Origin of the sequence: Vibrio sp. 1180_3 (genome assembly GCF_029478545.1) — a bacterium.
Lineage (GTDB): Bacteria > Pseudomonadota > Gammaproteobacteria > Enterobacterales > Vibrionaceae > Vibrio > Vibrio aestuarianus.
In genome coordinates this window covers 39,658-62,748 of the sequence record NZ_SJFM01000002.1, presented here as the reverse complement: position 1 = coordinate 62,748, position 23,091 = coordinate 39,658, and the positions used below count along the sequence as shown (strand labels likewise).

General features: G+C 42.2%; 18 protein-coding genes. 12 read left to right on the top strand and 6 right to left on the bottom strand.

Annotated features, from left to right (window positions below; genetic code table 11):
* Nucleotides 1–169 precede the first annotated feature (169 nt).
* On the top strand, nt 170–1,060 hold the full coding sequence (gene metF, locus EYW48_RS01865; protein ID WP_053309616.1) for a methylenetetrahydrofolate reductase: 891 nt from the start codon (nt 170–172) through the stop codon (nt 1,058–1,060).
* A 75-nt stretch (nt 1,061–1,135) separates the two neighbouring features.
* On the opposite strand, the gene zapB is transcribed toward metF, so the two are convergent.
* Nucleotides 1,136–1,378, bottom strand: a complete 243-nt coding sequence (zapB, locus tag EYW48_RS01860) for a cell division protein ZapB (protein ID WP_053309617.1) — start codon at nt 1,376–1,378, stop codon at nt 1,136–1,138.
* Nucleotides 1,379–1,695: 317 nt separating this feature from the next.
* Between zapB and glpX the strand changes: the two genes are divergently transcribed.
* Nucleotides 1,696–2,703, top strand: coding sequence for a class II fructose-bisphosphatase (glpX, locus tag EYW48_RS01855; RefSeq protein WP_053309618.1), 1,008 nt, complete (start codon nt 1,696–1,698; stop codon nt 2,701–2,703).
* A 192-nt stretch (nt 2,704–2,895) separates the two neighbouring features.
* Here the strand turns inward: glpX and pfkA are convergent, their stop codons facing one another.
* From pfkA to EYW48_RS01840, 3 genes are all read right to left on the bottom strand, one after another.
* Nucleotides 2,896–3,858, bottom strand: coding sequence for a 6-phosphofructokinase (gene pfkA, locus EYW48_RS01850; RefSeq protein WP_053309619.1), 963 nt, complete (start codon nt 3,856–3,858; stop codon nt 2,896–2,898).
* A gap of 260 nt (nt 3,859–4,118) precedes the next feature.
* A complete protein-coding gene (gene fieF / locus EYW48_RS01845; protein ID WP_176246604.1) occupies nt 4,119–5,027 on the bottom strand; it encodes a CDF family cation-efflux transporter FieF in 909 nt (302 codons plus the stop codon).
* A gap of 105 nt (nt 5,028–5,132) precedes the next feature.
* Nucleotides 5,133–5,633 (bottom strand): CpxP family protein, encoded by a 501-nt coding sequence (locus EYW48_RS01840; protein WP_053309620.1) that lies wholly within the window; start codon nt 5,631–5,633, stop codon nt 5,133–5,135.
* 189 nt (nt 5,634–5,822) lie between these two features.
* Between EYW48_RS01840 and EYW48_RS01835 the strand changes: the two genes are divergently transcribed.
* The 3 genes from EYW48_RS01835 (at nt 5,823) to trmL (ending at nt 8,479) form a co-directional block, all read left to right on the top strand.
* Nucleotides 5,823–6,509, top strand: coding sequence for a response regulator (locus EYW48_RS01835; protein WP_053309621.1), 687 nt, complete (start codon nt 5,823–5,825; stop codon nt 6,507–6,509).
* Nucleotides 6,509–7,912: an envelope stress sensor histidine kinase CpxA gene (gene cpxA / locus EYW48_RS01830; protein ID WP_277431806.1), complete on the top strand. Its 1,404-nt coding sequence runs from the start codon at nt 6,509–6,511 to the stop codon at nt 7,910–7,912. The genes EYW48_RS01835 and cpxA overlap by 1 nt, the downstream gene beginning before the upstream one ends.
* Nucleotides 7,913–8,002: 90 nt before the next feature.
* Nucleotides 8,003–8,479 carry a tRNA (uridine(34)/cytosine(34)/5-carboxymethylaminomethyluridine(34)-2'-O)-methyltransferase TrmL gene (gene trmL / locus EYW48_RS01825; RefSeq protein WP_053309623.1) on the top strand — a complete coding sequence of 159 codons (477 nt, stop codon included), beginning with the start codon at nt 8,003–8,005 and terminating at the stop codon, nt 8,477–8,479.
* A gap of 86 nt (nt 8,480–8,565) precedes the next feature.
* Here the strand turns inward: trmL and EYW48_RS01820 are convergent, their stop codons facing one another.
* Nucleotides 8,566–8,778 carry a cold-shock protein gene (locus EYW48_RS01820; protein ID WP_013855834.1) on the bottom strand — a complete coding sequence of 71 codons (213 nt, stop codon included), beginning with the start codon at nt 8,776–8,778 and terminating at the stop codon, nt 8,566–8,568.
* Between the two features lie 341 nt (nt 8,779–9,119).
* On the bottom strand, nt 9,120–9,614 hold the full coding sequence (locus EYW48_RS01815; protein ID WP_053309624.1) for an FxsA family protein: 495 nt from the start codon (nt 9,612–9,614) through the stop codon (nt 9,120–9,122).
* 759 nt (nt 9,615–10,373) lie between these two features.
* Between EYW48_RS01815 and EYW48_RS01810 the strand changes: the two genes are divergently transcribed.
* The 7 genes from EYW48_RS01810 (at nt 10,374) to EYW48_RS01780 (ending at nt 22,795) form a co-directional block, all read left to right on the top strand.
* Nucleotides 10,374–13,037 carry a M60 family metallopeptidase gene (locus tag EYW48_RS01810; RefSeq protein WP_274676413.1) on the top strand — a complete coding sequence of 888 codons (2,664 nt, stop codon included), beginning with the start codon at nt 10,374–10,376 and terminating at the stop codon, nt 13,035–13,037.
* Between the two features lie 468 nt (nt 13,038–13,505).
* Entirely contained in the window at nt 13,506–14,954 is a 1,449-nt protein-coding gene (gene aspA, locus EYW48_RS01805; protein WP_053309626.1) for an aspartate ammonia-lyase, read from the top strand.
* A gap of 150 nt (nt 14,955–15,104) precedes the next feature.
* Nucleotides 15,105–16,418: an anaerobic C4-dicarboxylate transporter gene (locus tag EYW48_RS01800; protein WP_176247116.1), complete on the top strand. Its 1,314-nt coding sequence runs from the start codon at nt 15,105–15,107 to the stop codon at nt 16,416–16,418.
* Between the two features lie 528 nt (nt 16,419–16,946).
* Complete coding sequence (locus tag EYW48_RS01795; RefSeq protein ID WP_176247043.1) at nt 16,947–18,392, top strand: YfcC family protein; 1,446 nt, start codon at nt 16,947–16,949, stop codon at nt 18,390–18,392.
* A 1,062-nt stretch (nt 18,393–19,454) separates the two neighbouring features.
* The gene (gene arcA / locus EYW48_RS01790) at nt 19,455–20,678 is read left to right on the top strand and encodes an arginine deiminase (RefSeq protein ID WP_274675853.1); all 1,224 of its coding nucleotides are present in this window, start codon (nt 19,455–19,457) and stop codon (nt 20,676–20,678) included.
* 78 nt (nt 20,679–20,756) lie between these two features.
* On the top strand, nt 20,757–21,668 hold the full coding sequence (gene arcC, locus EYW48_RS01785) for a carbamate kinase (RefSeq protein ID WP_176313056.1): 912 nt from the start codon (nt 20,757–20,759) through the stop codon (nt 21,666–21,668).
* 116 nt (nt 21,669–21,784) lie between these two features.
* Complete coding sequence (locus EYW48_RS01780; RefSeq protein WP_171980179.1) at nt 21,785–22,795, top strand: ornithine carbamoyltransferase; 1,011 nt, start codon at nt 21,785–21,787, stop codon at nt 22,793–22,795.
* Nucleotides 22,796–23,091 lie beyond the last annotated feature (296 nt).

The window sequence follows — 23,091 nt, the reverse complement described above, 5'->3', positions numbered from 1 at the left end:
GTTATATCGGTGTTTCACTTGAGTTCTACTCACATTCAACATGAATATTCTTCATGATTACAGTGTTGACATTAAAACGTATTCAATACATTCTGTGGACATATAGACGTCCAAACGTCAATTCAAGGGATTTTAATTTGGCGGGAAGTTCGCCACAGGGAGAAGTAAGATGGGATACACGCACGCCAGTCATATCGATGCACTAAACCAAAACATTGCAGAGCTGTCTGACAATATTAATGTGTCATTTGAATTTTTCCCACCGAGCTCTGAAAAGATGGAAGAGACACTGTGGAATTCGGTACACCGCTTAAAAACGCTGCAACCAAAATTTGTTTCTGTCACTTATGGTGCAAACTCTGGCGAACGCGACCGTACTCACTCCATCATTAAAGAGATCAAAGATCAAACCGGCTTAATCGCAGCCCCTCATTTGACTTGCATCGATGCATCACGTGAAGAGCTTATTCAAATTGCTGACGATTACTGGAACAACGGCATTCAAAGCATTGTGGCATTGCGTGGGGATATTCCTGTCGGTGGTGGCAAGCCAGAAATGTATGCTTCAGATCTGGTTGAGTTACTAAAAGCACGTCATGATTTTGATATATCTGTTGCCGCCTTTCCAGAGGTTCACCCTGAAGCAAAAAGTGCGCAAGCTGACCTACTTAATCTAAAACGTAAAGTTGATGCCGGTGCCAACCGCGCGATTACCCAGTTCTTCTTTGATGTAGAAAGCTACTTACGTTTTCGTGACCGCTGCGTGGCGGCGGGTATTGATGTTGAAATCGTACCGGGAATTTTGCCTGTATCCAACTTCAAACAAGCCTCGCGCTTTGCTGCACAAAACAATGTCAAAGTGCCTGGTTGGATGGCAAAACAGTTCGATGGATTAGATGATGACCCAACCACTCGCCAGCTTGTCGGGGCAAGTCAAGCTATCGACATGGTCAGAATTTTAAGCCGTGAAGGGGTAAAAGATTTCCATTTCTATACGCTAAACCGTGCCGAAATGACCTATGCGCTATGTCATACATTGGGCGTAAGACCGAAAGCATAACCATCCAGTAAAAGAAACTTAAAATAACAATGCCGACATTCGTCGGCATTGTTATTTTAATCGCAAGCAGAAAGATTACTCTACGTCATCCATCTTACCTAATAGGTTACGAATACGGTCTTGCCATGCGGCATGTTCTTGCTGCATTTGTTGTGCTTTTTGCTCAAGCTCTTCACGACCCGCTTTTAGCTCATTAGCTTCAGTGATCAACTGCTGTTTCTCTTCTTTTAACTCTTCAACTTCCATTTGCAGAAGTGCAATTGTGTCAACAGCGGTTTGAATTTTTGCTTCTAGTAGTTCTAATACTTCAAAAGACATGGTGCATACCCTTAATGATTCGGTTGAGGTGAACATAATTTCACTTATTGAGCCATTCTACTCAGCCCGGAGCTTATAAACACTCACTATATGCGAAATTTTTCACTATTCGGTTAAAAAACAAACTCAAATTGACCCTAGCCTAACTTAAGCCACACAGCGACTCGGTAAAACAGTATTTCTCCACGCTGATTTCGCAAATTTAACGCTTGGATTTGATCAAGTGCAATCCTTACGAACTAAAAAAGCAAACGTTTCCGATTTGATATGTTAAAATCGCCGCCGAAATTTCCTATTCCCTTTTCTTTGGAGTTAGCATGAAACGCGATTTAGCAATGGCATTCTCTCGGGTAACCGAAGGTGCTGCACTGGCTGGTTATAAATGGCTTGGTCGAGGCGATAAAAATGCCGCAGACGGCGCGGCAGTCGAAGTCATGCGTAATCTTCTCAACAAAACCGAAATCTTAGGTGAAATTGTCATTGGTGAAGGCGAAATCGACGACGCGCCGATGCTTTATATTGGTGAGCAAGTAGGCCTAGGTGGCGACAAAGTTGATATCGCAGTCGACCCCATTGAAGGTACTCGCATGACCGCTATGGGGCAATCTAACGCGCTGGCTGTATTAGCCGCTGGCGAAAAAGGAAGTTTCCTTAAAGCCCCAGATATGTACATGGAAAAATTGGTGGTTGGTCCTGGTGCAAAAGGCTGTATTGACCTCAACAAACCATTAAAAGAGAACCTAGAAAATATCGCCGCAGCACTCAATAAACCACTCGATACCCTAGTCGTCACCACTTTAGCCAAACCTCGCCACGATGCGATGATTGCACAGATGCAACAGATGGGCGTTCGCGTTTTCGCTGTGCCTGACGGTGATGTGGCTGCTTCTATTTTAACTTGTATGCCAGATAGCGAAGTGGATGTGATGTATTGTATCGGTGGCGCACCTGAAGGTGTGGTATCTGCTGCTGTCATTCGCGCTCTTGATGGCGACATGCACGGTCGTCTACTGCCTCGTCATGAAGTAAAGGGCAATACCGAAGAAAACCGTATTTATGGCGCAAAAGAGCTCGCTCGTTGTGCTGAAATGGGCGTTGAAGCGGGTGTAGTGCTGAAAATGGAAGACATGGCGCGTAGCGATAATGTCATTTTCTCTGCAACCGGCATCACCAAAGGTGATTTATTAGAAGGTATAACGCGCAAAGGCAATATTGCGACCACTGAAACTCTATTGATCCGTGGCCGTTGTCGTACCATTCGTCGTATCAAATCTATTCACTACTTGGAACGCAAAGATCCTGAAGTACGTGAAATCATCCTATAGTGTGAAAAGACAAAAAGACCGCAAATGCGGTCTTTTTTTCAAGTTCAATTTACAACATATCCCCAAACAACTTGAAGTTTCAGGTAGGCGGCAAGTGAGTGAATCCCCATGAGCATAGATAAACTATGTGATTGGGGTGAGCAAACGTAGCCAACACCGCTGCAACTTCAAGTAGGAAGGGTATAGCTCAGATTAGAACAACTCTTCAGCCACTTTGAACAAGTCATGACGTACTGGACGCTTCATGTTTTCGATAGCATCAATGATGTCATGGTGAACTAACTGCTCTTTTTGAATACCAACACAACGACCACCTTGACCATCAAGCAGTAGGTGAACAGCGAAGTTACCCATGCGTGATGCTAGCACACGGTCAAATGCTGTTGGACGACCACCACGTTGAATGTGACCAAGTACTGTCGCACGAGTTTCACGACCCGTCGCTTTTTCAATTTCTTTCGCCAGTTGGTTGGCATCCATCATTAGCTCGGTTAAAGCAATAATCGCATGCTTTTTACCTTTCTTAATGCCATCTTGGATATTCGCGGTAAGCTGCGCCATATCCAGGCCAGTTTCAGGAGTAATGATGTACTCACAACCACCCGCAATGGCAGACATCAGCGTCAAATCACCACAGTGACGGCCCATGATCTCAACAATAGAAATACGTTGGTGAGATGAAGAAGTATCACGTAAACGGTCAATCGCATCAATGACTGTATTTAATGCTGTTAAGTAACCGATAGTGTAATCAGTACCTGCGATATCGTTATCGATAGTGCCAGGCAGACCGATACATGGGAAACCCATCTCAGTCAGTTTTTTTGCGCCCATATAAGAGCCATCACCACCGATAACCACAAGAGCATCGATGCCGTGTTTTTTCAGGTTTTCAATCGCTTTCTCACGAACCGCGACTTCACGAAACTCAGGGAAACGTGCCGAACCAAGGAATGTACCACCCTTGTTGATCACATCAGAAACACTTGAGCGGTCAAGTTGCTTGATACGGTCTTCGTACAGGCCAAGGTAGCCATCATAAATACCATATACTTCCAAATCAGCACCTAGCGCAGTACGAACAACACCACGAATTGCTGCATTCATACCAGGTGCGTCACCGCCACTTGTCAAAACACCGATTTTCTTAATCATGCTCACCCTCGATTTTTTGTAAACTTAATACTAATTTTAACGCTGCCTGTTAACGACAAAACAGGCAACAAAATCTTGATAATCTACGCGCAATGTTACCTTTCCTAAAAAGGAATACTACTGTTATTTGCGTGAAATTATGTAACTTTGCTACTTATGTAAGAGTATTACAGCTTTGCGTTAATACTTTGTTGATTCACATCAGAATCACACTTGTTTATTACTCACACAAAAGATAGCCAATAAGCGTATTTCTGTCGCTACCAGCCTTGTGTTTTTTGCTTTTTTTCTGAGCCAAACACAACTGAGTAAGGATCTTGATGGATTAATACATCTGCCCCAGGAAAAGCGTCGAGCAATTTATCTTCTACATCATCAGCAATGCGATGCGCTTCAATCAATGGCATGTTGTCATCTAATTCCAAATGCAATTGAATGAATCTTACAGGACCTGACATTCGTGTTCGCAGTTCATGAACCCCTAATACCCCTTCAACAGACAAACACTCGGCATGGATCTGCGCTAATTCTTCATCAGGTAGTTTTCGATCGAGTAAGGTTTGAATCGCTTCCATCACCATACGAAATGCACTGTATAAGATATAAAGACCAATCCCGACCGCAAATACCGCATCTGCCTGCTTAAAGCCATACCAGCTCAGTGCTAGCGCCAGCATAATAGCAGCGTTCATGAAAAGATCAGTTTGATAATGTAGAGAATCAGCGGCTATCGCCTGACTGCCGGTTTTCTTCACCACATGCTTTTGGAACATCACCAAACCGGATGTTACTACCATGGCAAAGAAACTAACGTAAACCCCATATTCGGGAGAGGTTAATTCATGTGGGCGGAAAAATCGGTCAACACCATTAAGAATGAGGAAACAGGCAGAACCTGAAATAAACATCGCTTGCGCCAGTGCGGCCAAGGACTCTGCTTTACCATGCCCAAAGGCATGCTCTTTATCTGCCGGTTGTAATGCATAGCGCACCACAATCAAATTGACCACCGAGGCAGCAATATCGAGTAAAGAATCGATCAGTGAGGCGAGTAAACTGACAGAGCCTGTGATCCACCAAGCGATCACTTTGACAATCAGAAGCACAGTTGCAACCATTGTTGCTGTCCATGCGGCAAGGGTAACCAAGCGGGCGTATTCTTGTTTCATAGCACCGAAATCATGAAGAAAGTGTAGTGAAAGTATACCTTCTTCAGCTGACAATGAATATGCCACAAAAATGAACAGGCCTCATAGAGAGGCCTGTTGCGGTAATTAACCGTTTTTCTTCATCTTTTTTTGGCCATTTGCCATACATTTTTGCATACGTTCTTGCTGCAACTCTTGGAATTTAACTTTTTGTTCTGGAGTGAGCACACTCAACATGTCATGACGCTTTTCAAGCATTTTCACACGATGAGATACTTGCTGGTCAACCATCTCTTTTGCTAGTTCATTCGCAGCAGCTTCATCAAAGTTATCGGCTAGCACCAAGGCTTGAACTTTAGCGTGATGCGCCTGCATCTGAGCTTGCTTTTGACCTTTAAATTCATTTTTCATTTGATCACGGTTTGCGCCGCGCATCTCTTTGAGTTTTGCTTGTTGGTCAGCCGTAAGGTCTAATTGCTGCATAATGCCGCGATCTGCTCCACGACCACATTCATCATCAGATCCTTTGTGTTGCCCTTTACCACCACCGTATGCGAAAACACTAGCAGTACCAAGAGTAAGAGGAAGTACAACCGCAGCAAGTACCATTTTTTTTGTCATGTTCATAATCTATTCCTTCACCAAGTGGATTGTTAAGAGGCTGTGTTCTCAGCGCTTGAATATAGAATAGATGCTACAAGGTAAAGCGACGTATAGTGAGCGTAAAGAATCGTAAAGAGCGACTCACCCACTGAATATCTGCGCTATTTCACAGTAAACTATACCCAAATAACCTGATAACGCACGAGGCTGCACATGGCACATATTCTTCTAATTGATGACGATACCGAGTTAACAAGCTTACTCAAAGAAGTTCTAAGCTATGAAGGCTTTGAAGTATCAGAGGCCAATGATGGAGAAGCCGGTCTCGCTACGATACATAGCGGCATTGACTTAGTGTTGCTGGATGTGATGATGCCCAAGCTTAATGGCATGGAAACACTCAAACGGCTACGAGAGAACTGGTGTACTCCAGTGTTAATGCTGACCGCTAAAGGCGAAGAAATCGACCGAGTAATTGGCTTGGAACTGGGCGCTGACGACTATTTGCCCAAACCCTTTAGCGACCGCGAATTACTGGCCCGCATCCGCGCTATCTTGCGTCGATCACAGCCCAATAACAGCACCAAATCGAGTGATGTTATCGAATGTCAGGACATTCAGGTCTATCCGAGTAAACAAGAAGCTTATTGCCAAGGTCAATTACTCGACTTGACCACCACTGAATTTGCGCTACTTACACACTTTGTGCAAAACCCAGGAGAAACACTCACTAAAGAAAACCTCAGTATCGACGTATTAGGTAAAAGACTCGCCGCATTTGACCGCGCAATTGATATGCACGTTTCAAATTTACGAAAAAAATTACCAGAGCGCATTGATGGTAAGCCACGCATCAAAACGCTACGTGGTCGTGGCTATTTAATGATTTTGGAGGATTAATGCACCTACCCAAAATAAATAGCCTCTATGGCCGTATTTTTGCCATTTTCTGGCTCACGATGCTACTGGTACTGATTGCAGTGCTAGCTTTGCCACACCTTGACCCTCGTAAAACACGCGATCTTCCTAGTGATGAATATCAACGCCTTGAGATGCTGAAAGAAAAGATTGAGCATACCTTTAAAAACGACAACGAATTAACGCGAATTCTTTTTCAACTAGAAAGCAGTAGCAACATGCAACGTGGAGAAGGTCATAAACGCGATAATATTAATCGTCCCCATTTTTTTATCACCCAGCTAGATGGCACCATTTTAACCACAAAGACTCAAACCGACTTCAAATTGAAGGTGTTACAGAATTTTGTCACTAGTATTGAATCGATTGATAAGCCACAACAAAAGCTTTACGGCAAATACATGCTGGCAGGTCCGGTACCGATCACTCTCGCCAAACAAGATTTATTACTTTACGTCGGTATTCGCTGGAATGAGCCTCCCCCATTCTTACTACAATTGTTTGATCGCCCCTTTCAATTGCTGCTTGCGGTGATGCTCGTCAGTACCCCACTATTATTGTGGCTAGCATGGGCATTGAGCAAACCAGCAAGCCGCTTAGAGCAAGCAGCCAAACGGGTTGCTCGTGGCGAATTCGTGGTTGATCCACAATTGGAAAAAGGCACCAATGAATTTCGTCAAGCAGGAGAAAGCTTTAACCAGATGGTCGAAGCCGTGAACCAGATGATTTCGGGACAGCAACGGTTGTTATCTGATATTTCTCACGAGTTACGCTCACCACTAACACGGCTGCGCATGGCAAATGCACTTGCGGTTCGCAAACAAGGTGAGAGCTCTGAATTAGAACGGATTGATACCGAAGCGCAACGCCTAGAACAAATGATCGGAGAGCTATTGCAGCTTTCGCGCATGCAAACCGACAGCCATTTAAGTCGCGAAACACAGCCTTTGTCTAGCTTATGGGAAGAACTACTGAATGATGCTCAATTTGAAGCGGAGCAAAGAAATAAGGCTCTCAGCTATAACCACATTCCCGATAGATCAATTGTGGGCAACCCGAAACTCTTAATGAGTGCGCTAGAAAACATCGTACGTAACGCTATTTACTATGGTGAAGATCAGATAAAAGTGACTTTTTCTACCGACAAGGCATCGCTTTTGGTCAGTGTTGAAGACAACGGTGAAGGGGTTCCTGACAATGAGTTGGACGATATTTTTCGTCCATTCTATCGCGTATCAACCGCGCGAGATCGCCACAGTGGCGGAACCGGCTTAGGTCTTGCCATCACAGAAAGTGCTATTCGCCAACACTGCGGAACCATTACAGCCAGTCGTAGCGAGTTAGGCGGCCTAAAAGTACAAATTACATTGCCACTTAACGCCTGATTCAAACTCACCCTATAAAGTGGTTGCTTGTAACCAATGCGGCGACCCCTTTATACTGGCCACACATATTCCCTCAAGAGCCGTTATAAGATGTTTGATATCGCACTTTACGAGCCTGAAATCGCCCCTAACACTGGCAATATTATTCGTTTATGCGCCAATTGTGGTGCCAACTTACACTTAATTGAACCACTTGGTTTTGATTTAGAAGAAAAGAAAGTGCGCCGTGCAGGTCTCGATTACCATGATTTAGCGCGAGTAACACGCCATAAAGATCTTAATGCGTTTATGGAATACCTAAACAATGAACGCCAAACCTATCGAATTTTTGCCTGTACCACCAAAACAACCGGTCATCATGTTGATGCAAAATTTCAAAAAGGTGATGTGCTAATGTTTGGCCCTGAAACCAGAGGATTACCAGCAGAGGTGATTGAAAGCTTACCGATGGAACAGCGTATCCGTATACCGATGATGCCAGAAGCTCGCAGTTTAAATTTATCGAATGCGGTCGCCATTATTGCGTTTGAAGCATGGCGTCAAATGGGCTTTGAAGGCGCACAGTAACAGCCCCAAATAGTTAAGAAACAAACCTGCAGATAGCAAAAAGGTCGCCTAGGCGACCTTTTCTATATTCTGTATATTGGACAGAATTACAATACGGTTACTTGAGCCGCTTGTAGGCCTTTTTGGCCGTTTTCTACATTGAAAGACACTTTTTGGCCTTCAATTAGAGTTTTGAAACCGTCAGAAGCGATTGCATTGAAGTGTACGAACACGTCAGCGCCGCCGTTGTCTTGAGTAAGAAAACCGAAACCTTTAGTTTCGTTAAACCATTTTACAGAACCAGTTGTTTTGTTAGACATAATGTGTCCCTTTTATTTAAATTCATAGAGTTATCGTGCTTATGCACAATGCACTGAAAGATTGAATTATTTAATGTTACTAATAAGGTAAGGGAAACACTGAGGACAACAACTTTTACGATGGGATTCTGAGAATTTACTTTTACTTTTATTTTTTGTTTCATTAATAACCCTGAACAACAGAGCGAGGCCACTATAGGCCTTTAAATTTAACTAAGCAAACTATTTCGACATTTAATTTTTAACATTTATTTTAAAAGCGTAAATAATAACAGTAAAAAGACCCGCCCCCCACATCACTTGAAGTTGTAACTTCAGTGATGTGGGGCAACGAGCCTTATTTAATTGAGTTTATTGCGGTCGTTATCTTTACGTTCAAACTCACCTTCAAATGTATCGCCTTGCTCTGACGAACGATGGGAATCGTGATGGAAAGGGTCATGTTCATAAGGGTTAGAATGAAAACCACTCGCCATACCTTTTACCACCATTTTACTCATCAGATACTTGGCGATTATTGCTCGTGGCGCAGGTAGCAATACCAACATCCCGAGCACGTCCGTCATAAAACCGGGGGTTAACAACAACACGCCAGCCACCGCCAACATAACCCCTTCAAAAATCTGCTGTGCGGGTAATTCCCCTTGTTGCAAACGATTTTGCACACTCAGTAAAGTTTGTAGACCCTGGCTACGAACTAAAGATGCGCCAACAAATGCGGTAAGCAGCACTAATGCGATCGTTGGCCACAATCCTAAAATGCCACCAACTTGAATAAACAGACCAATTTCTATAATCGGTACAAAAATAAAGAGTAAAAGTAAGATAGGAAACACACGCCCTCCTTTGTTGCTCTACACATTAGCGCCTACGCTCTGTGGCCGCAAGTAGTGAAGCACAGCGACAACCTAATCCTCCACTAACTTATGTCACAATTTGTAATTGTGCTCCCTGCCTAAATCAAAGAGATGTAAAAAATTTACTTTTTATATCTCTCAACTTCATGCTCACATTCACAATTCACAATTCACAATTCATAATTCATAATTCATAATTCATAATTCATAATTCATAATTCATAATTCATAATTCATAATTCATAATTCATAAACTATTTTCAATTTCATCATAACAATCAATAAATAGTATAAAAATACGAGCACTCAACACAATAAAAAACTTTGGTTTTGTGGCTAGTCTTTATCGGCTATCTCGTATGCGTATTACTATCATTTAACAACGGAGGCGCATCATTTTTTATCATCAAGCATAGAGATTCAAAGCTTATAATATCTATCCTATGTCGATACCAAAGCATCTCAAGTTCAATCTAATTCACATAAAACCAGAAAATTAAATATACACCACCAAAACGTCCACTTTATTCATGTGAACCCCACATTGGAAAAATAACACTGTTAATAGCAATGGTTTGAATTTAATTAAAAATAAACAATAGCAATAATAAACAACAATGAATTAGCCCTCCAATACAAATATAACATTGACTCAAGTTTATATTTGTAAATGATTTAAAATCATTGTACTTGGAGTTTTAATCGCTCCTCGTTTAACATCAACAAATAAGGTTTATGATGAAAAAAAATCTAATCTCACAGTCAATTCTATTGGCCATTTTTTTTACAACTATAACTAGCGTAAAAGCAGCAGAACCGAGTAGAGAAGTCACAGTAGAACAAAGATATAGTCCTGAGAGGTTTGTAGAAGAACAACGTCGTCCTAACCTAACACATCCAGTTCAGTCATCTGGCTTCTGGGCAAAAAAAGGAGATGAATTGGTTATTAACTATAACTATGATGGTGCTAATCTTAAAGATAAACCCCAAATATGGATAGTTCCAATTCAATATAGAGATGAAGCTAACCTATCCCCCCAAAAAATTACCATTGAAGCAGGTAATAACCGGATTAACGTTAAAGAAAGTGGCGTAATTTATTATGCACCAATGAGCCCAGAGTCGGATTTATCACTGACATTCAATATATTAAGTGGTGGTCGAGAAATGCCACGCTTTATTTTAAATGAGGACAGTGATGATGACTGGCAAGAAATGTTATCTCGTTATAATACGGCACCATATGGCGAGTTAGTTGGTAAAAGAATGATTATCACGTTACCCATGACTCATATGAATAAAATAACTAATCCAACAGAGATCATGAGCACTTGGGATCATATCGTTAACTTAACTGAAGAGCAATATGGGTTAGGAGATAATAATAATCCCCCACATTCTGCAACTAAATTACAATATTTATTCCAATCAAAGCCAAATAATACTGGTGGCTATATGTCAGCCTCTAGTTATTGGTTGGGTGCTAACGAAAGTGGCTTTAACGATGTTACAACAAAAATTTCTAACTCTTGGGGACCATGGCATGAACTAGGACATCACTACCAATTACCCTTCATGACTTGGGATGGCCTTGGTGAAGTGACGGTTAACTTAACGTCTCTTTATGTGCAGCGTGCTCTTGGGCATTCATCACGACTGATTTGGTCCAACGTATTCTCTTTTGTTAATAGCCATCAAGCTTACGATGAATGCCGCGACCTATTCGTTAAAGTTGCGATGTTCTGGCAACTTGATCTAACCTTTGGCCAAGACTTCTATGCTCGCTTAGGTAACCGAATACGTACAATGCCAACAAGCGAATTACCATTAACTAATGACGATAAAAAACAATTGTTTATTTTGGAAAGCAGTCGAGTTTCAGGGTTTGACTTGACTCCATTTTTCGAAACTTGGGGGCTGAGCGCGACGCAAGAAACTAAGCAGAAACTGCAGGCATTAAATCTGACTACCCTAGATAAACCTATTTGGCAAAACACCGATCAGAACAAGCCTTTTACCTATCCGCTATCACAACAAAATATTAATACGGAATTAGTTTTACCTAAAGTCATTGCTCCAGGTGAGACTTTTACTGTCACTGCCAATGTGACTAATCGCAACAGATCCGATACGTTATCGTATCAATTCCATACTCCGGAAGGATTCGAATTAATCGAATCACAAGGCAATGCTGCTGTTTTTAAAGCACCGCAGCATGGATTACTTCACAACTCCATTGTTATTGTTAAAGTGGATGTAAGTGATGGCAAAACGCAGTTTCCAGCAGCCAGCGGTGCGCGAATTGCTTTACCTAACCTACATCAATCACACGCTAGTTACTCCGACGATATTATTAAAAAGCAGTTTGGTATTGATGATCTCAAAGCATGGGACTTTAGAGATTCAGTGTGGGGGGATAGACAAACTGCTCACGTCGATGATATTTATAGATATGTCCGCAGCACAGGTATCTATTACTATCAGTTGACTAAATCGCCTTATTATTATTTCCCTAGCGAAAGCCAAGTAGACAATAGCTACTGGAAAAAAATAGCACACACAGACCTTCGCACTCACTATGCTAAAACTGATGTACCCATTGTTGAACATACCGAGGCTAATGCTGGGGCTGACATCCAAGCTCAATTTGTCGAAAATCAGTTTTATTACCTTAATGGTTCCAATTCAACAGGAGAAAATCTCGATTTTAAATGGACAATTAAGACAGTAGAGGGGGTTGCGAGAGAAGCTATCGTTCTGAGAGAAAATCGCACTGAAACGCCTAAAATTAAAATTAAAAAAGGGTTTGAAGTATCAGATAGTATCTCAATTACAGTTAAACTTTTGGTACAAGACGAGTCGGGGAAAAAAGATAGCGATACCGTCATACTGACACTGCGCACAGATACGAACCATGCTCCTGAAGCGAACGCTAGAGTGAATGTGAGCACTGTAGAGCATGGAGCGAGTTTTATACTTAATGGCAGCCAATCAACCGATGTGGATGGCGATACTTTAACCTATCATTGGACGCAAACCGCAGGCAAACCAATCGCTTTGGGCGATACTAGCCAAGCAAGAATCACCGTTAATACGGAATCTTTAGAGAATCGCGATCAAACATTGACATTCGCATTAACAGTCAATGATGGCACAACTAGTGATACAGCGAATGTATCAGTAAATGTCACCGCGATTAATACTGGTGGAGGTGATTACGACTATGTGTATCCAAATGGGTTTGGTTCTTACGGGAATGGTACCGTGGTAAAATTCCAAGGACATGGTGTTTATCAATGCTTTGGCTCATGGTCTACACATTGTAATAACGCCTCTTTCCTTCCCGGACATGCTGCCGATCCAAATTGGGTTAACCAACAATGGAAGTATCTTCACAATTGATATGATTCAACAAAAACATTGTTAAGCCATTAATGTTTTTATCAAGCCAGTTGATTAATATAGCTGGCTTGATTGTATGTCAAAGATGGCATTGAACCGTTAATGGGCACACTGTAGAAGCCCCTTAATGTGGTTAACAATAAAATGACGTAACACCCCCTCCACGCTAAAACCCGTACTATGTCAACTCTTAAACTGCTACTTTTTCATCACAGTTGCTAGGCAAATATCCAACGTAAACTAGCGTTTGAAACATAAATTTAACGCATATTGATGCTTATGAAAATTTAATCAAATATTGGCTAAAAAAGTGATCAAGTTACTATTTTTTAATTATAGGTTGCGTATTATGTGCCACAGAAGTCAGGATGGATTTTCCAGCCAAAAACTCTGACGAATGGATTCTTAAACTGCAGAAATGGCTAATAATTCCACTAATTATCAGAATAATTCTCTAAGGATCCTGTTATGGCTACCCTATCTGAAGCAGCTATCGCTAACCAAGCCACTCGTATTGAAGAAGATCTTTTAGGTCAACGTCACGTTCCAGCTGATGCGTACTACGGTATTCACACTCTACGCGCTATCGAAAACTTCAACATTTCAAAAGCAACCATCTCTGATGTGCCAGAATTTGTGCGCGGCATGATCATGACTAAAAAAGCAGCCGCATTGGCAAACAAAGAACTTGGCGTGGTGCCAAGCCAAGTAGCTAACTACATCATCCAAGCGTGTGATTTGATCCTTGAAACAGGTAAGTGCATGGACCAATTCCCATCCGACGTTTATCAAGGTGGTGCGGGTACTTCTGTTAATATGAATACTAACGAAGTTATCGCCAACGTAGCGCTTGAGCTGATGGGTAAAGAAAAGGGTCAATATGAGTTCATTAACCCTAACGACCATGTGAATAAGAGCCAATCAACCAACTGTGCTTACCCGACAGGTTTCCGTATTGCGGTATACAACAGCATTCGTAAATTGATTGATTCAATCGAATACCTTAAAGGCGCATTTGAGCTTAAAAGCCAAGAGTTCTCTGGTATTTTGAAAATGGGCCGCACTCAGTTGCAAGACGCGGTACCAATGACTGTGGGTCAAGAGTTCCATGCTTGGGCTGTGACCATTAACGAAGAAATTCGTAACCTTGAATATACCTCAAAGCTGCTACTTGAAATCAACCTTGGTGCAACGGCAATCGGTACTGGCCTTAATGCCGCTCCAGGTTACCAAGCGGCAGCAGTAAAACACCTAGCGGAAGTCACGGGGATCGATGTTGTGCCCGCTGAAGATTTGATTGAAGCAACCTCTGACTGTGGTGCCTATGTAATGACTCACGGCGCACTAAAACGCCTAGCCGTTAAATTATCTAAGATCTGTAACGACCTACGTCTACTTTCTTCTGGCCCTCGTGCTGGTTTAAATGAGCTGAACCTACCAGAGCTTCAAGCTGGCTCTTCTATCATGCCAGCAAAAGTTAACCCTGTTGTTCCTGAAGTGGTTAACCAAGTTTGCTTTAAAGTTCTCGGTAACGACAACACCATTTCATTCGCAGCAGAAGGTGGTCAATTACAGTTAAACGTAATGGAACCAGTGATTGCACAAAGCATGTTTGAATCTATCGAAATTCTGTCTAATGCTTGTATCAACTTGCGTGACAAATGTGTCGATGGCATCACTGTGAACAAAGAAGTATGTGAAGCTTACGTATTCAACTCCATCGGTATCGTTACTTACCTGAACCCATACATTGGCCACCACGAAGGTGACATTGTCGGTAAGATTTGTGCAGAAACTGGTAAGAGTGTACGTGAAGTTGTACTTGAGCGCGGTCTGCTCACCGCAGAAGAGTTAGATGACATTCTGTCTGTCGAAAACTTTATGCATCCTCAATACAAAGCGAAACGCTACGAGTAATCCAAAAAGGCCCTGCTTCAGGGCCTTTTTACTTTCTAGCAGCCGATAATCCACAAAACATTGTTTTAAATCATTGATTTTAAAAATCAGAATTGAACATGAATCAGTCGGTAGAATAGTTATATTTTAATTATCTTTAGGAGTAAAAAGATGTTCTTAATTGAATTCCTTATCGTATTAGGATGTATCCTAATTGGTGCAAGGATTGGTGGTATCGGGCTTGGTGTCATGGGCGGCATTGGCCTTGCTATACTAAGTTTTGTGTTTGGAATGCAACCAACCAGTCCTCCCATCGATGTTATGTTGATGATCATGGCCGTAGTTGCCGCAGCGGCATCCATGCAAGCTGCTGGCGGTCTCGATTATCTCATTAAAATTGCGACTAATATTCTGCACAAAAACCCACGTCACATCACTTTTATCGCACCTTTAGTAACTTACTTTTTCACAATGATGGCAGGAACCGGGCACGTTGCTTATTCAGTACTACCAGTAATCGCTGAAGTGAGCCGTCGTAGCGGCATTCGCCCAGAACGACCACTTGGCATGGCTGTTATCGCCTCACAATTCGCAATCGTAGCAAGCCCAATAGCGGCTGCAGTTGTCGCTCTCGTTGCTTTTCTCGAACCACAGGGCATCACCTTAGCCAACGTGCTGATGATAACTATTCCAAGCACCTTTCTAGGTTTAGCCTGTGCTTGCTTATTTGTGAATAAAATCGGGATTGAGCTCAAAGATGACCCTGAATATCAGCGTCGTCTACAAGACCCTGAATTTAGAGCAGAAATGGATCAAGAAGTCTCTGTTGAAGATATTCAAATCACTCCACAGGCTAAAAAGTCGGTAGCTCTATTCTTGTTTGGTGCACTCATCGTCGTCATTATGGGAGCAATACCAAGTCTACGCCCTCAGTTTAATGGTTCTCCGATGGGAATGGCGCACACAATTGAAATAGTGATGTTATCAATTGCAGCATTAATCATTTTGGTCTGTAAGCCAAATGGTAATGCGATAAGTCAAGGTTCCGTCTTCCACGCTGGTATGCGCGCTATCGTTGCTATTTTTGGTATTGCTTGGTTAGGCGATACTTTTATTGGCGGACACGGTGCAATGGTAAAAGAAGCAGTTTCAGGTTTGGTTGAAGTAGCTCCATGGACATTTGCTTTCGCTCTATTTGCGCTATCCGTTATGGTGAATAGCCAGGGAGCAACAACAGCAGTATTAGTACCTGTAGCCATCACACTAGGGTTACCACCAGCGATCATTATCGCCGTATTTGTTGCAGTAAATGGTTACTTCTTTATTCCCAATTATGGCCCTATTATTGCTTCAATTGATTTTGACCGCACAGGAACCACTCGTATCGGAAAATATATCTTTAACCATAGTTTCATGATTCCTGGCTTACTCAGTATGGCTTTCAGTATAGGCTTTGGCTTACTATTCACAAACATTTTGATGTAATACACCATAAAATTAATACTTAGGGAGCTTCGGCTCCCTTTTTCTTATGCTCATCAATCAAAGCTTCCATTTAAATTTGATATAAATCAATGAAAATGCGGAAAATGAATTTTGATTAAAGATTCTATACTTTGAATAAAATTCCAAGCAATTGACTCACAGCTAGACAGCAGCCCTTTACAAAGCAAGCCCACATAATTAATAAGAATATAATTCCATTATTTACACACAATTACCCTCTATAAACTCAGCAAAAAAAACAAGGCCAATTTTCACTCTACTTTTTTGTGAAGCATCCCTAGGTTAGTTATAAGCTCTCACTTTAAAATCCACACATACACTTTTAAAACAAGAGCCTAAAAACTCAAAAATAATAAACAAACCTTATTAACCATCTTATTGATTTTTAATATCCAATAATTTTTATTCACTCATTTATTTCATGATAATAAATAATGGATGAGTTAAGAATATTAGCCGATGAAAACACTCAGAATATTTTTACTCTCTGGGTGTAAGGAGAACATTATGACAACCCAAACTGTATCTACGGAACCGAAAGGTGGCTTCTTTGCCAACTTCAAATTCCCTTCAGCTTATACTATTTTATTTATTCTTATTGCTCTGGTTGCGTTGTTAACTTGGATTGTTCCGGCAGGTCAATACCAACGCACCATGAATGAAGATTTGGGCAAAGAAGTGCCCATTGCTGGTACCTATCAGGCCGCTGAAGGCAACCCACAAGGTGTGATTGATGTTCTGATGGCTCCGATTGATGGTTTTTACGACCACAATAGCTATGAAGCGGCGGCGATTGACGTATCACTATTTATATTGGTGATTGGTGGCTTCCTCGGCTTAGTAACCAAAACAGGAGCAATTGATGCAGGGATAGAAAGAGTAACCGCGCGCCTTGAAGGCCGAGAAGAGCTCATGATCCCTATATTGATGGCCCTATTTGCCGCTGGCGGAACTATTTATGGTATGGCTGAGGAATCTCTTCCCTTCTATACGCTTCTAGTACCAGTGATGATGGCCGCACGTTTTGACCCACTCGTTGCAGCCGCAACGGTATTGCTTGGAGCGGGTATCGGTACATTAGGTTCGACCATCAACCCATTTGCAACCGTTATTGCCGCGAACGCTGCTGGCATTCCATTTACTGACGGCATTATGCTTCGCGCTGCAATGTTGGTTGTTGGCTGGATCATCTGTGTAATGTACGTTATGCGCTATGCAAAAATGGTTCGCGCCGATCAAACTAAGTCAATTGTCTACGACAAGTATGAAGAGAACAAAGCGCACTTCCTTGGTAATCAAAACGGTGAAAAACTTGAGTTCACTGCGACTCGTAAAGTGATTCTATCAATTTTTGCTGCCGCTTTTGGTGTGATGATTTACGGTGTATCCGTTGCCGGATGGTGGATGGCTGAGATTTCCGCCATGTTCTTAGGTGCTACCATTATCATCGGTTTAATTGCTCGCATGAGCGAAGAAGAGTTCACTACAAGCTTCATTGATGGTGCGCGCGACCTACTGGGTGTGGCGCTGATCATTGGTATCGCTCGTGGCATCGTGGTTATTATGGACCGCGGTATGATAACTGACACTATTTTATTCTCAGCCGAACAAATGGTGACTGGCCTTTCATCAATCATTTTCATTAACGTAATGTATTTATTAGAAATTCTTCTTTCATTCCTTGTACCATCGTCTTCTGGCTTAGCGGTACTTACCATGCCTATCATGGCTCCATTAGCCGATTTTGCCGGCGTTGGTCGTGACTTAGTGGTTACTGCTTATCAATCTGCATCTGGTATTGTCAACCTTGTAACACCAACCTCTGCTGTAGTAATGGGCGGCTTAGCAATCGCTCGCGTTCCTTACGTGCGCTGGGTGAAATGGGTTGCTCCACTATTGGGTATTCTATGTGTATTCATCATGTTGTCTCTCAGCATCGGTGCTATGCTATAACTCAATAAACTGGTTTCCTCTCACTAATTCAAAGCCGCTTTATTGCGGCTTTTTCGCATCTAATACATTGATTAATATACCGTGTAACTCAAGCCAATCACCTTTCTTTCAACTTGCATACGCATCAACCAACGCCTGTTACCACCAATTAGAATCAGATACCTCGCCACTACTCTCCCATCGCAATCAATCATCACAACACTAGATGATAGGTCTGCTCTTAGCGAATGAACAAAACATCGATTAACAAATAATACCGAACTCAGCGAATATGAAGAATGCATATACCCAAACCATTTGAAGTTGCAGGTAGGCGGCAAGTGAGTTAATCCCCATGAGCATAGATAAACTATGTGATTGAGGTGAGCGAATATAGCCAACACCGCTGCAACTTCAAGTAGGAAGGCTATACCCAAGCAACTTGAAGTCGTTGCTTGGATAAATAACAACTTTTTATGACTAAATACGCCCCACCGTTATCACTGATTTATTTGCCTTATTAGAAAATATCATCCGAGAACAAATTAAACTTATTAAAAAGTAAAATTCCTTTCCGAACTATTGAATTTTCAAACCTGACCATGATCAACTTTCATTAAAAAAGTTTTGTTAAAAACACACTAACCACTAGGTTACATTCAATTACATACCCTTTAAAAATGCATAGAATTGACAACCCACACCATTTTTAAACCTACTGTTAATGCATAAAATTCCCACCAACACCCAAACCATTATAAATAGTAGATACTTAGTAGGTAATTTGTGAATTTTAATCCAAAAAACAAGATGTAAAAATCAAAATAAAAAATAACAAACCGATGCATAAACATTGTTAAAAATAGACGGTTACAGTTCATTTTTAATATAAATCATTCTGTGATGCACCTCTAAGAACATCTTTCAATCAAGGGTAATATTAATTTCAGAACACGGAAGTGAACAAACAAATTAATACTGAATTCCCTACAGAAATAATTATGTACTTATCCAAAACAAGTTGAATTAAATTTCAAAAAAATAAAATGGAATAAATACATATAGATTAAGAGAGATAATATTATGAGTAAGTTATATGTTGGTTCTGAAATTGGTCAATTGCGTCGAGTTCTTGTTCACCGCCCTAGACGCTCTCTCACTCACTTAACGCCATCAAACTGTCACGATCTTTTGTTTGATGATGTTTTAGCCGTAGAACGTGCTGGTAAAGAACATGATGCATTTACACAAACGCTTCGTGATCAAGGTGTTGAAGTATTACTACTGACCGATCTATTAGCTGACACGCTAGCAGTTCCCGTTGCGAAAGATTGGCTACTTACTCAACAAGTATCGGATTACCGCCTTGGCAAAAAGTTTGCTAATGACGTGCGCTGCTATTTGAGCGACTTACCTAACCTCGAACTTGCAAAAATTCTGACTGGTGGTTTGTCTTACGCAGATATGCCAATGAAATCATCTTCAATGATGCAAGGCTTGCATGCACCAACAGATTTCATTATCGAACCACTACCAAACCATCTATTTACCCGTGACACTTCTTGTTGGGTATACGGTGGCGTGTCAATTAACCCGATGGCCAAACCTGCACGTCAACGTGAAACCAACCATGTCCGTGCAATTTACCGTTGGCACCCAAGCTTCGCAGGTCAAGACTTCATTAAATACTTCGGTGATGACGAAAGCATTAATTACGATAACTCAACCATTGAAGGTGGTGACGTTCTAGTCATTGGTAAAGGTTCGGTACTGATTGGTATGTCTGAACGCACGACTGCGCAAGGTGTTGAACGCTTAGCGGCTGGCCTATTTAAACACGGTCAAGCTAAGCAGATTATCGCTATGGAACTACCAAAACACCGTTCTTGCATGCACTTAGATACCGTTATGACACATATGCGTGAAGACACCTTCTCAGTTTACCCAGAAGTCATGCGTAAAGATGTGAAATGCTGGAGCCTAACAGGCGATGAGTCTGGTGCAGTTAACATCAAAGAAGAAGGTTACTTCGTTACCGCCATCGAAAAAGCACTTGGCGTCGATAAGCTCAACCTTATCACCACTGGTGGTGACAATTTCAACGCAGAACGTGAACAGTGGAACGATGCAAACAATGTTCTAACCGTCAAACCTGGCGTGGTAATTGGCTACGAAGGCAACACTTACACCAACGAAAAATACGACAAAGCGGGTATTACCGTATTGCCAATTCCAGGTGATGAACTTGGCCGTGGCCGTGGTGGCGCTCGCTGCATGAGCTGCCCAATTGAGCGTGACGGTATCTAACACCACTTTCACTGGTTAACAAATGAGTTGGGGCTATTTCCTCTGCAAGCCTCAACTCACCTTTAAAGAGACATGATTATGACCAAACAAACCGTTGTTGTTGCATTAGGCGGAAACGCATTACTTCGTCGTGGTGAGCCACTAGAAGCCGATGTTCAACGCCGTAATATTGAAGTAGCAGTGAAAACCATCTCCGAAATCGCTAAAGAATATAACGTGGTTCTTGTGCATGGAAATGGCCCTCAAGTGGGTTTACTTGCACTACAAGGTCTTGAATACAAAAAAGTCGCGCCATACCCACTTGATGTGTTGGGCAGTGAAACTCAAGGCATGATTGGCTATATGTTGATGCAAGAATTCAAAAACATGCTGCCAGAACGCAACATCTCTTGCATGTTGACACAAATGACAGTGGATCCAAAAGACCCAGCCTTTGCTGACCCAACCAAACCAATTGGCCCAGTGTACCAAGAAGCTGAAGCGCGTGAATTGGCAGAAAAATATCACTGGACAGTCAAACCAGACGGTCAATATTTCCGCCGCGTAGTCCCTAGCCCACAACCAACCGGCATTGTTGAACATGAAGCCATTACTCAGTTGATCGATGCTGGTCATTTAGTGATTTGCACCGGTGGTGGTGGCATTCCAGTGAAACGCGAAAACGGCAAACTAGTCGGTGTCGAAGCGGTTATCGACAAAGATATGTCTGCGGCATTCCTCGCCAAACAATTGAACGCTGACGCACTGCTGATTTTGACCGATGCTGATGCTGTCTACCTTGACTGGGGCAAACCAACCCAACACGCACTACGCAGCACAACGCCAAGCGAACTTGCGAACTACCAATTTGATGCCGGTTCCATGGGGCCAAAAATTGAAGCTTCTTGTGAATTTATCAAACAAGGCGGCAAGGTGGTGGGCATTGGCGCACTACAAGATGGCTTACGCATCCTAGAAGGCCAGGCGGGCACCAATATCACTCGTGGCTAACCGTGTTGTTGAACAAACCTATTTTATAAACCGAATCTGTTTTTAACTTTAAATAAATATTGACGCTTTCTTCCATTCTCTCATCTGAGGAAAGCGTTACAAATGAGGATAAGATCATGGCTTTTAACCTACGCAATCGTAACTTTCTAAAACTACTAGACTTCACCCCACGCGAAATCCAACATTTATTGGACCTGTCACTTGAGTTGAAAAAAGCCAAATACAACGGCTACGAACAGCCACGCCTAAAAGGCAAAAACATCGCGCTTATCTTTGAAAAAACATCGACTCGTACTCGTTGTGCATTCGAAGTCGCGGCGTTTGACCAAGGCGCTCAAGTGTCTTACTTAGGCCCTTCAGGCTCTCAAATCGGCCATAAAGAATCAATGAAAGATACCGCTCGCGTATTGGGCCGTATGTATGATGGCATCGAATACCGTGGCTTTGGTCAAGAGATCGTTGAAGAGCTTGGCGCTTATGCTGGCGTACCAGTATGGAACGGCTTAACTGACGAATTCCACCCAACGCAAATCTTGGCTGACTTCTTAACCATGACCGAGCATGGTCGCGGTAAACGTCTGCATGAAATGAAATTTGCGTACCTAGGCGATGCGCGTAACAACATGGGTAACTCACTCATGGTTGGTGCTGCGAAAATGGGTATGGACATTCGCCTTGTTGCGCCAAAAGCATTCTGGCCAACCGATGAATTAGTCGCTGAATGTCGCGCCATCGCACAGGAAACCGGTGCAAAAATCACGCTAACTGATGATGTACAAGAAGGCGTTCAAGGCTGTGATTTCCTTTACACCGATGTGTGGGTATCAATGGGTGAAGCGAAAGAAGCATGGGCTGAGCGTATTGAAATGATGCTCCCTTACCAAGTTAATATGGAAATGCTTAAAGCCACAGGCAACCCACATGTGAAATTCATGCACTGCTTGCCAGCTTTCCACGGTGAAGACACAACCGTTGGTAAACAACTTGCCAAAGAGTACCCAGTATTAGCAAAAGGTGTGGAAGTGACCGATGATGTGATCGAATCTGAGTATTCTATCGTGTTCGATGAAGCTGAAAACCGCATGCACACCATCAAAGCAATTATGGTTGCAACCTTAGGTAATTAATCAGCCATTACCCTCTCTTCGATATTTAACTCAATGCGGGCTTGAATAAAGCTCGCATTTTTTTTCATCACTAAATTCCGAAAAAAACCACTTCACGCTTGTGTTGGCAACGTAATTGAAAACACAACAAAAACGAGCCAATTTCGCATAAAAATCCATTTTTTGGATATTTTCAAAACCCTATTGCAAGGCAGGTTTTTGTCCGTATAATCCTTCGCAATTTGTCAAAACAGAGCAGAAAATGAACCGATACTGTCACTATCAACGCCATTTATTACGCCCGGCACTGGTGGGAT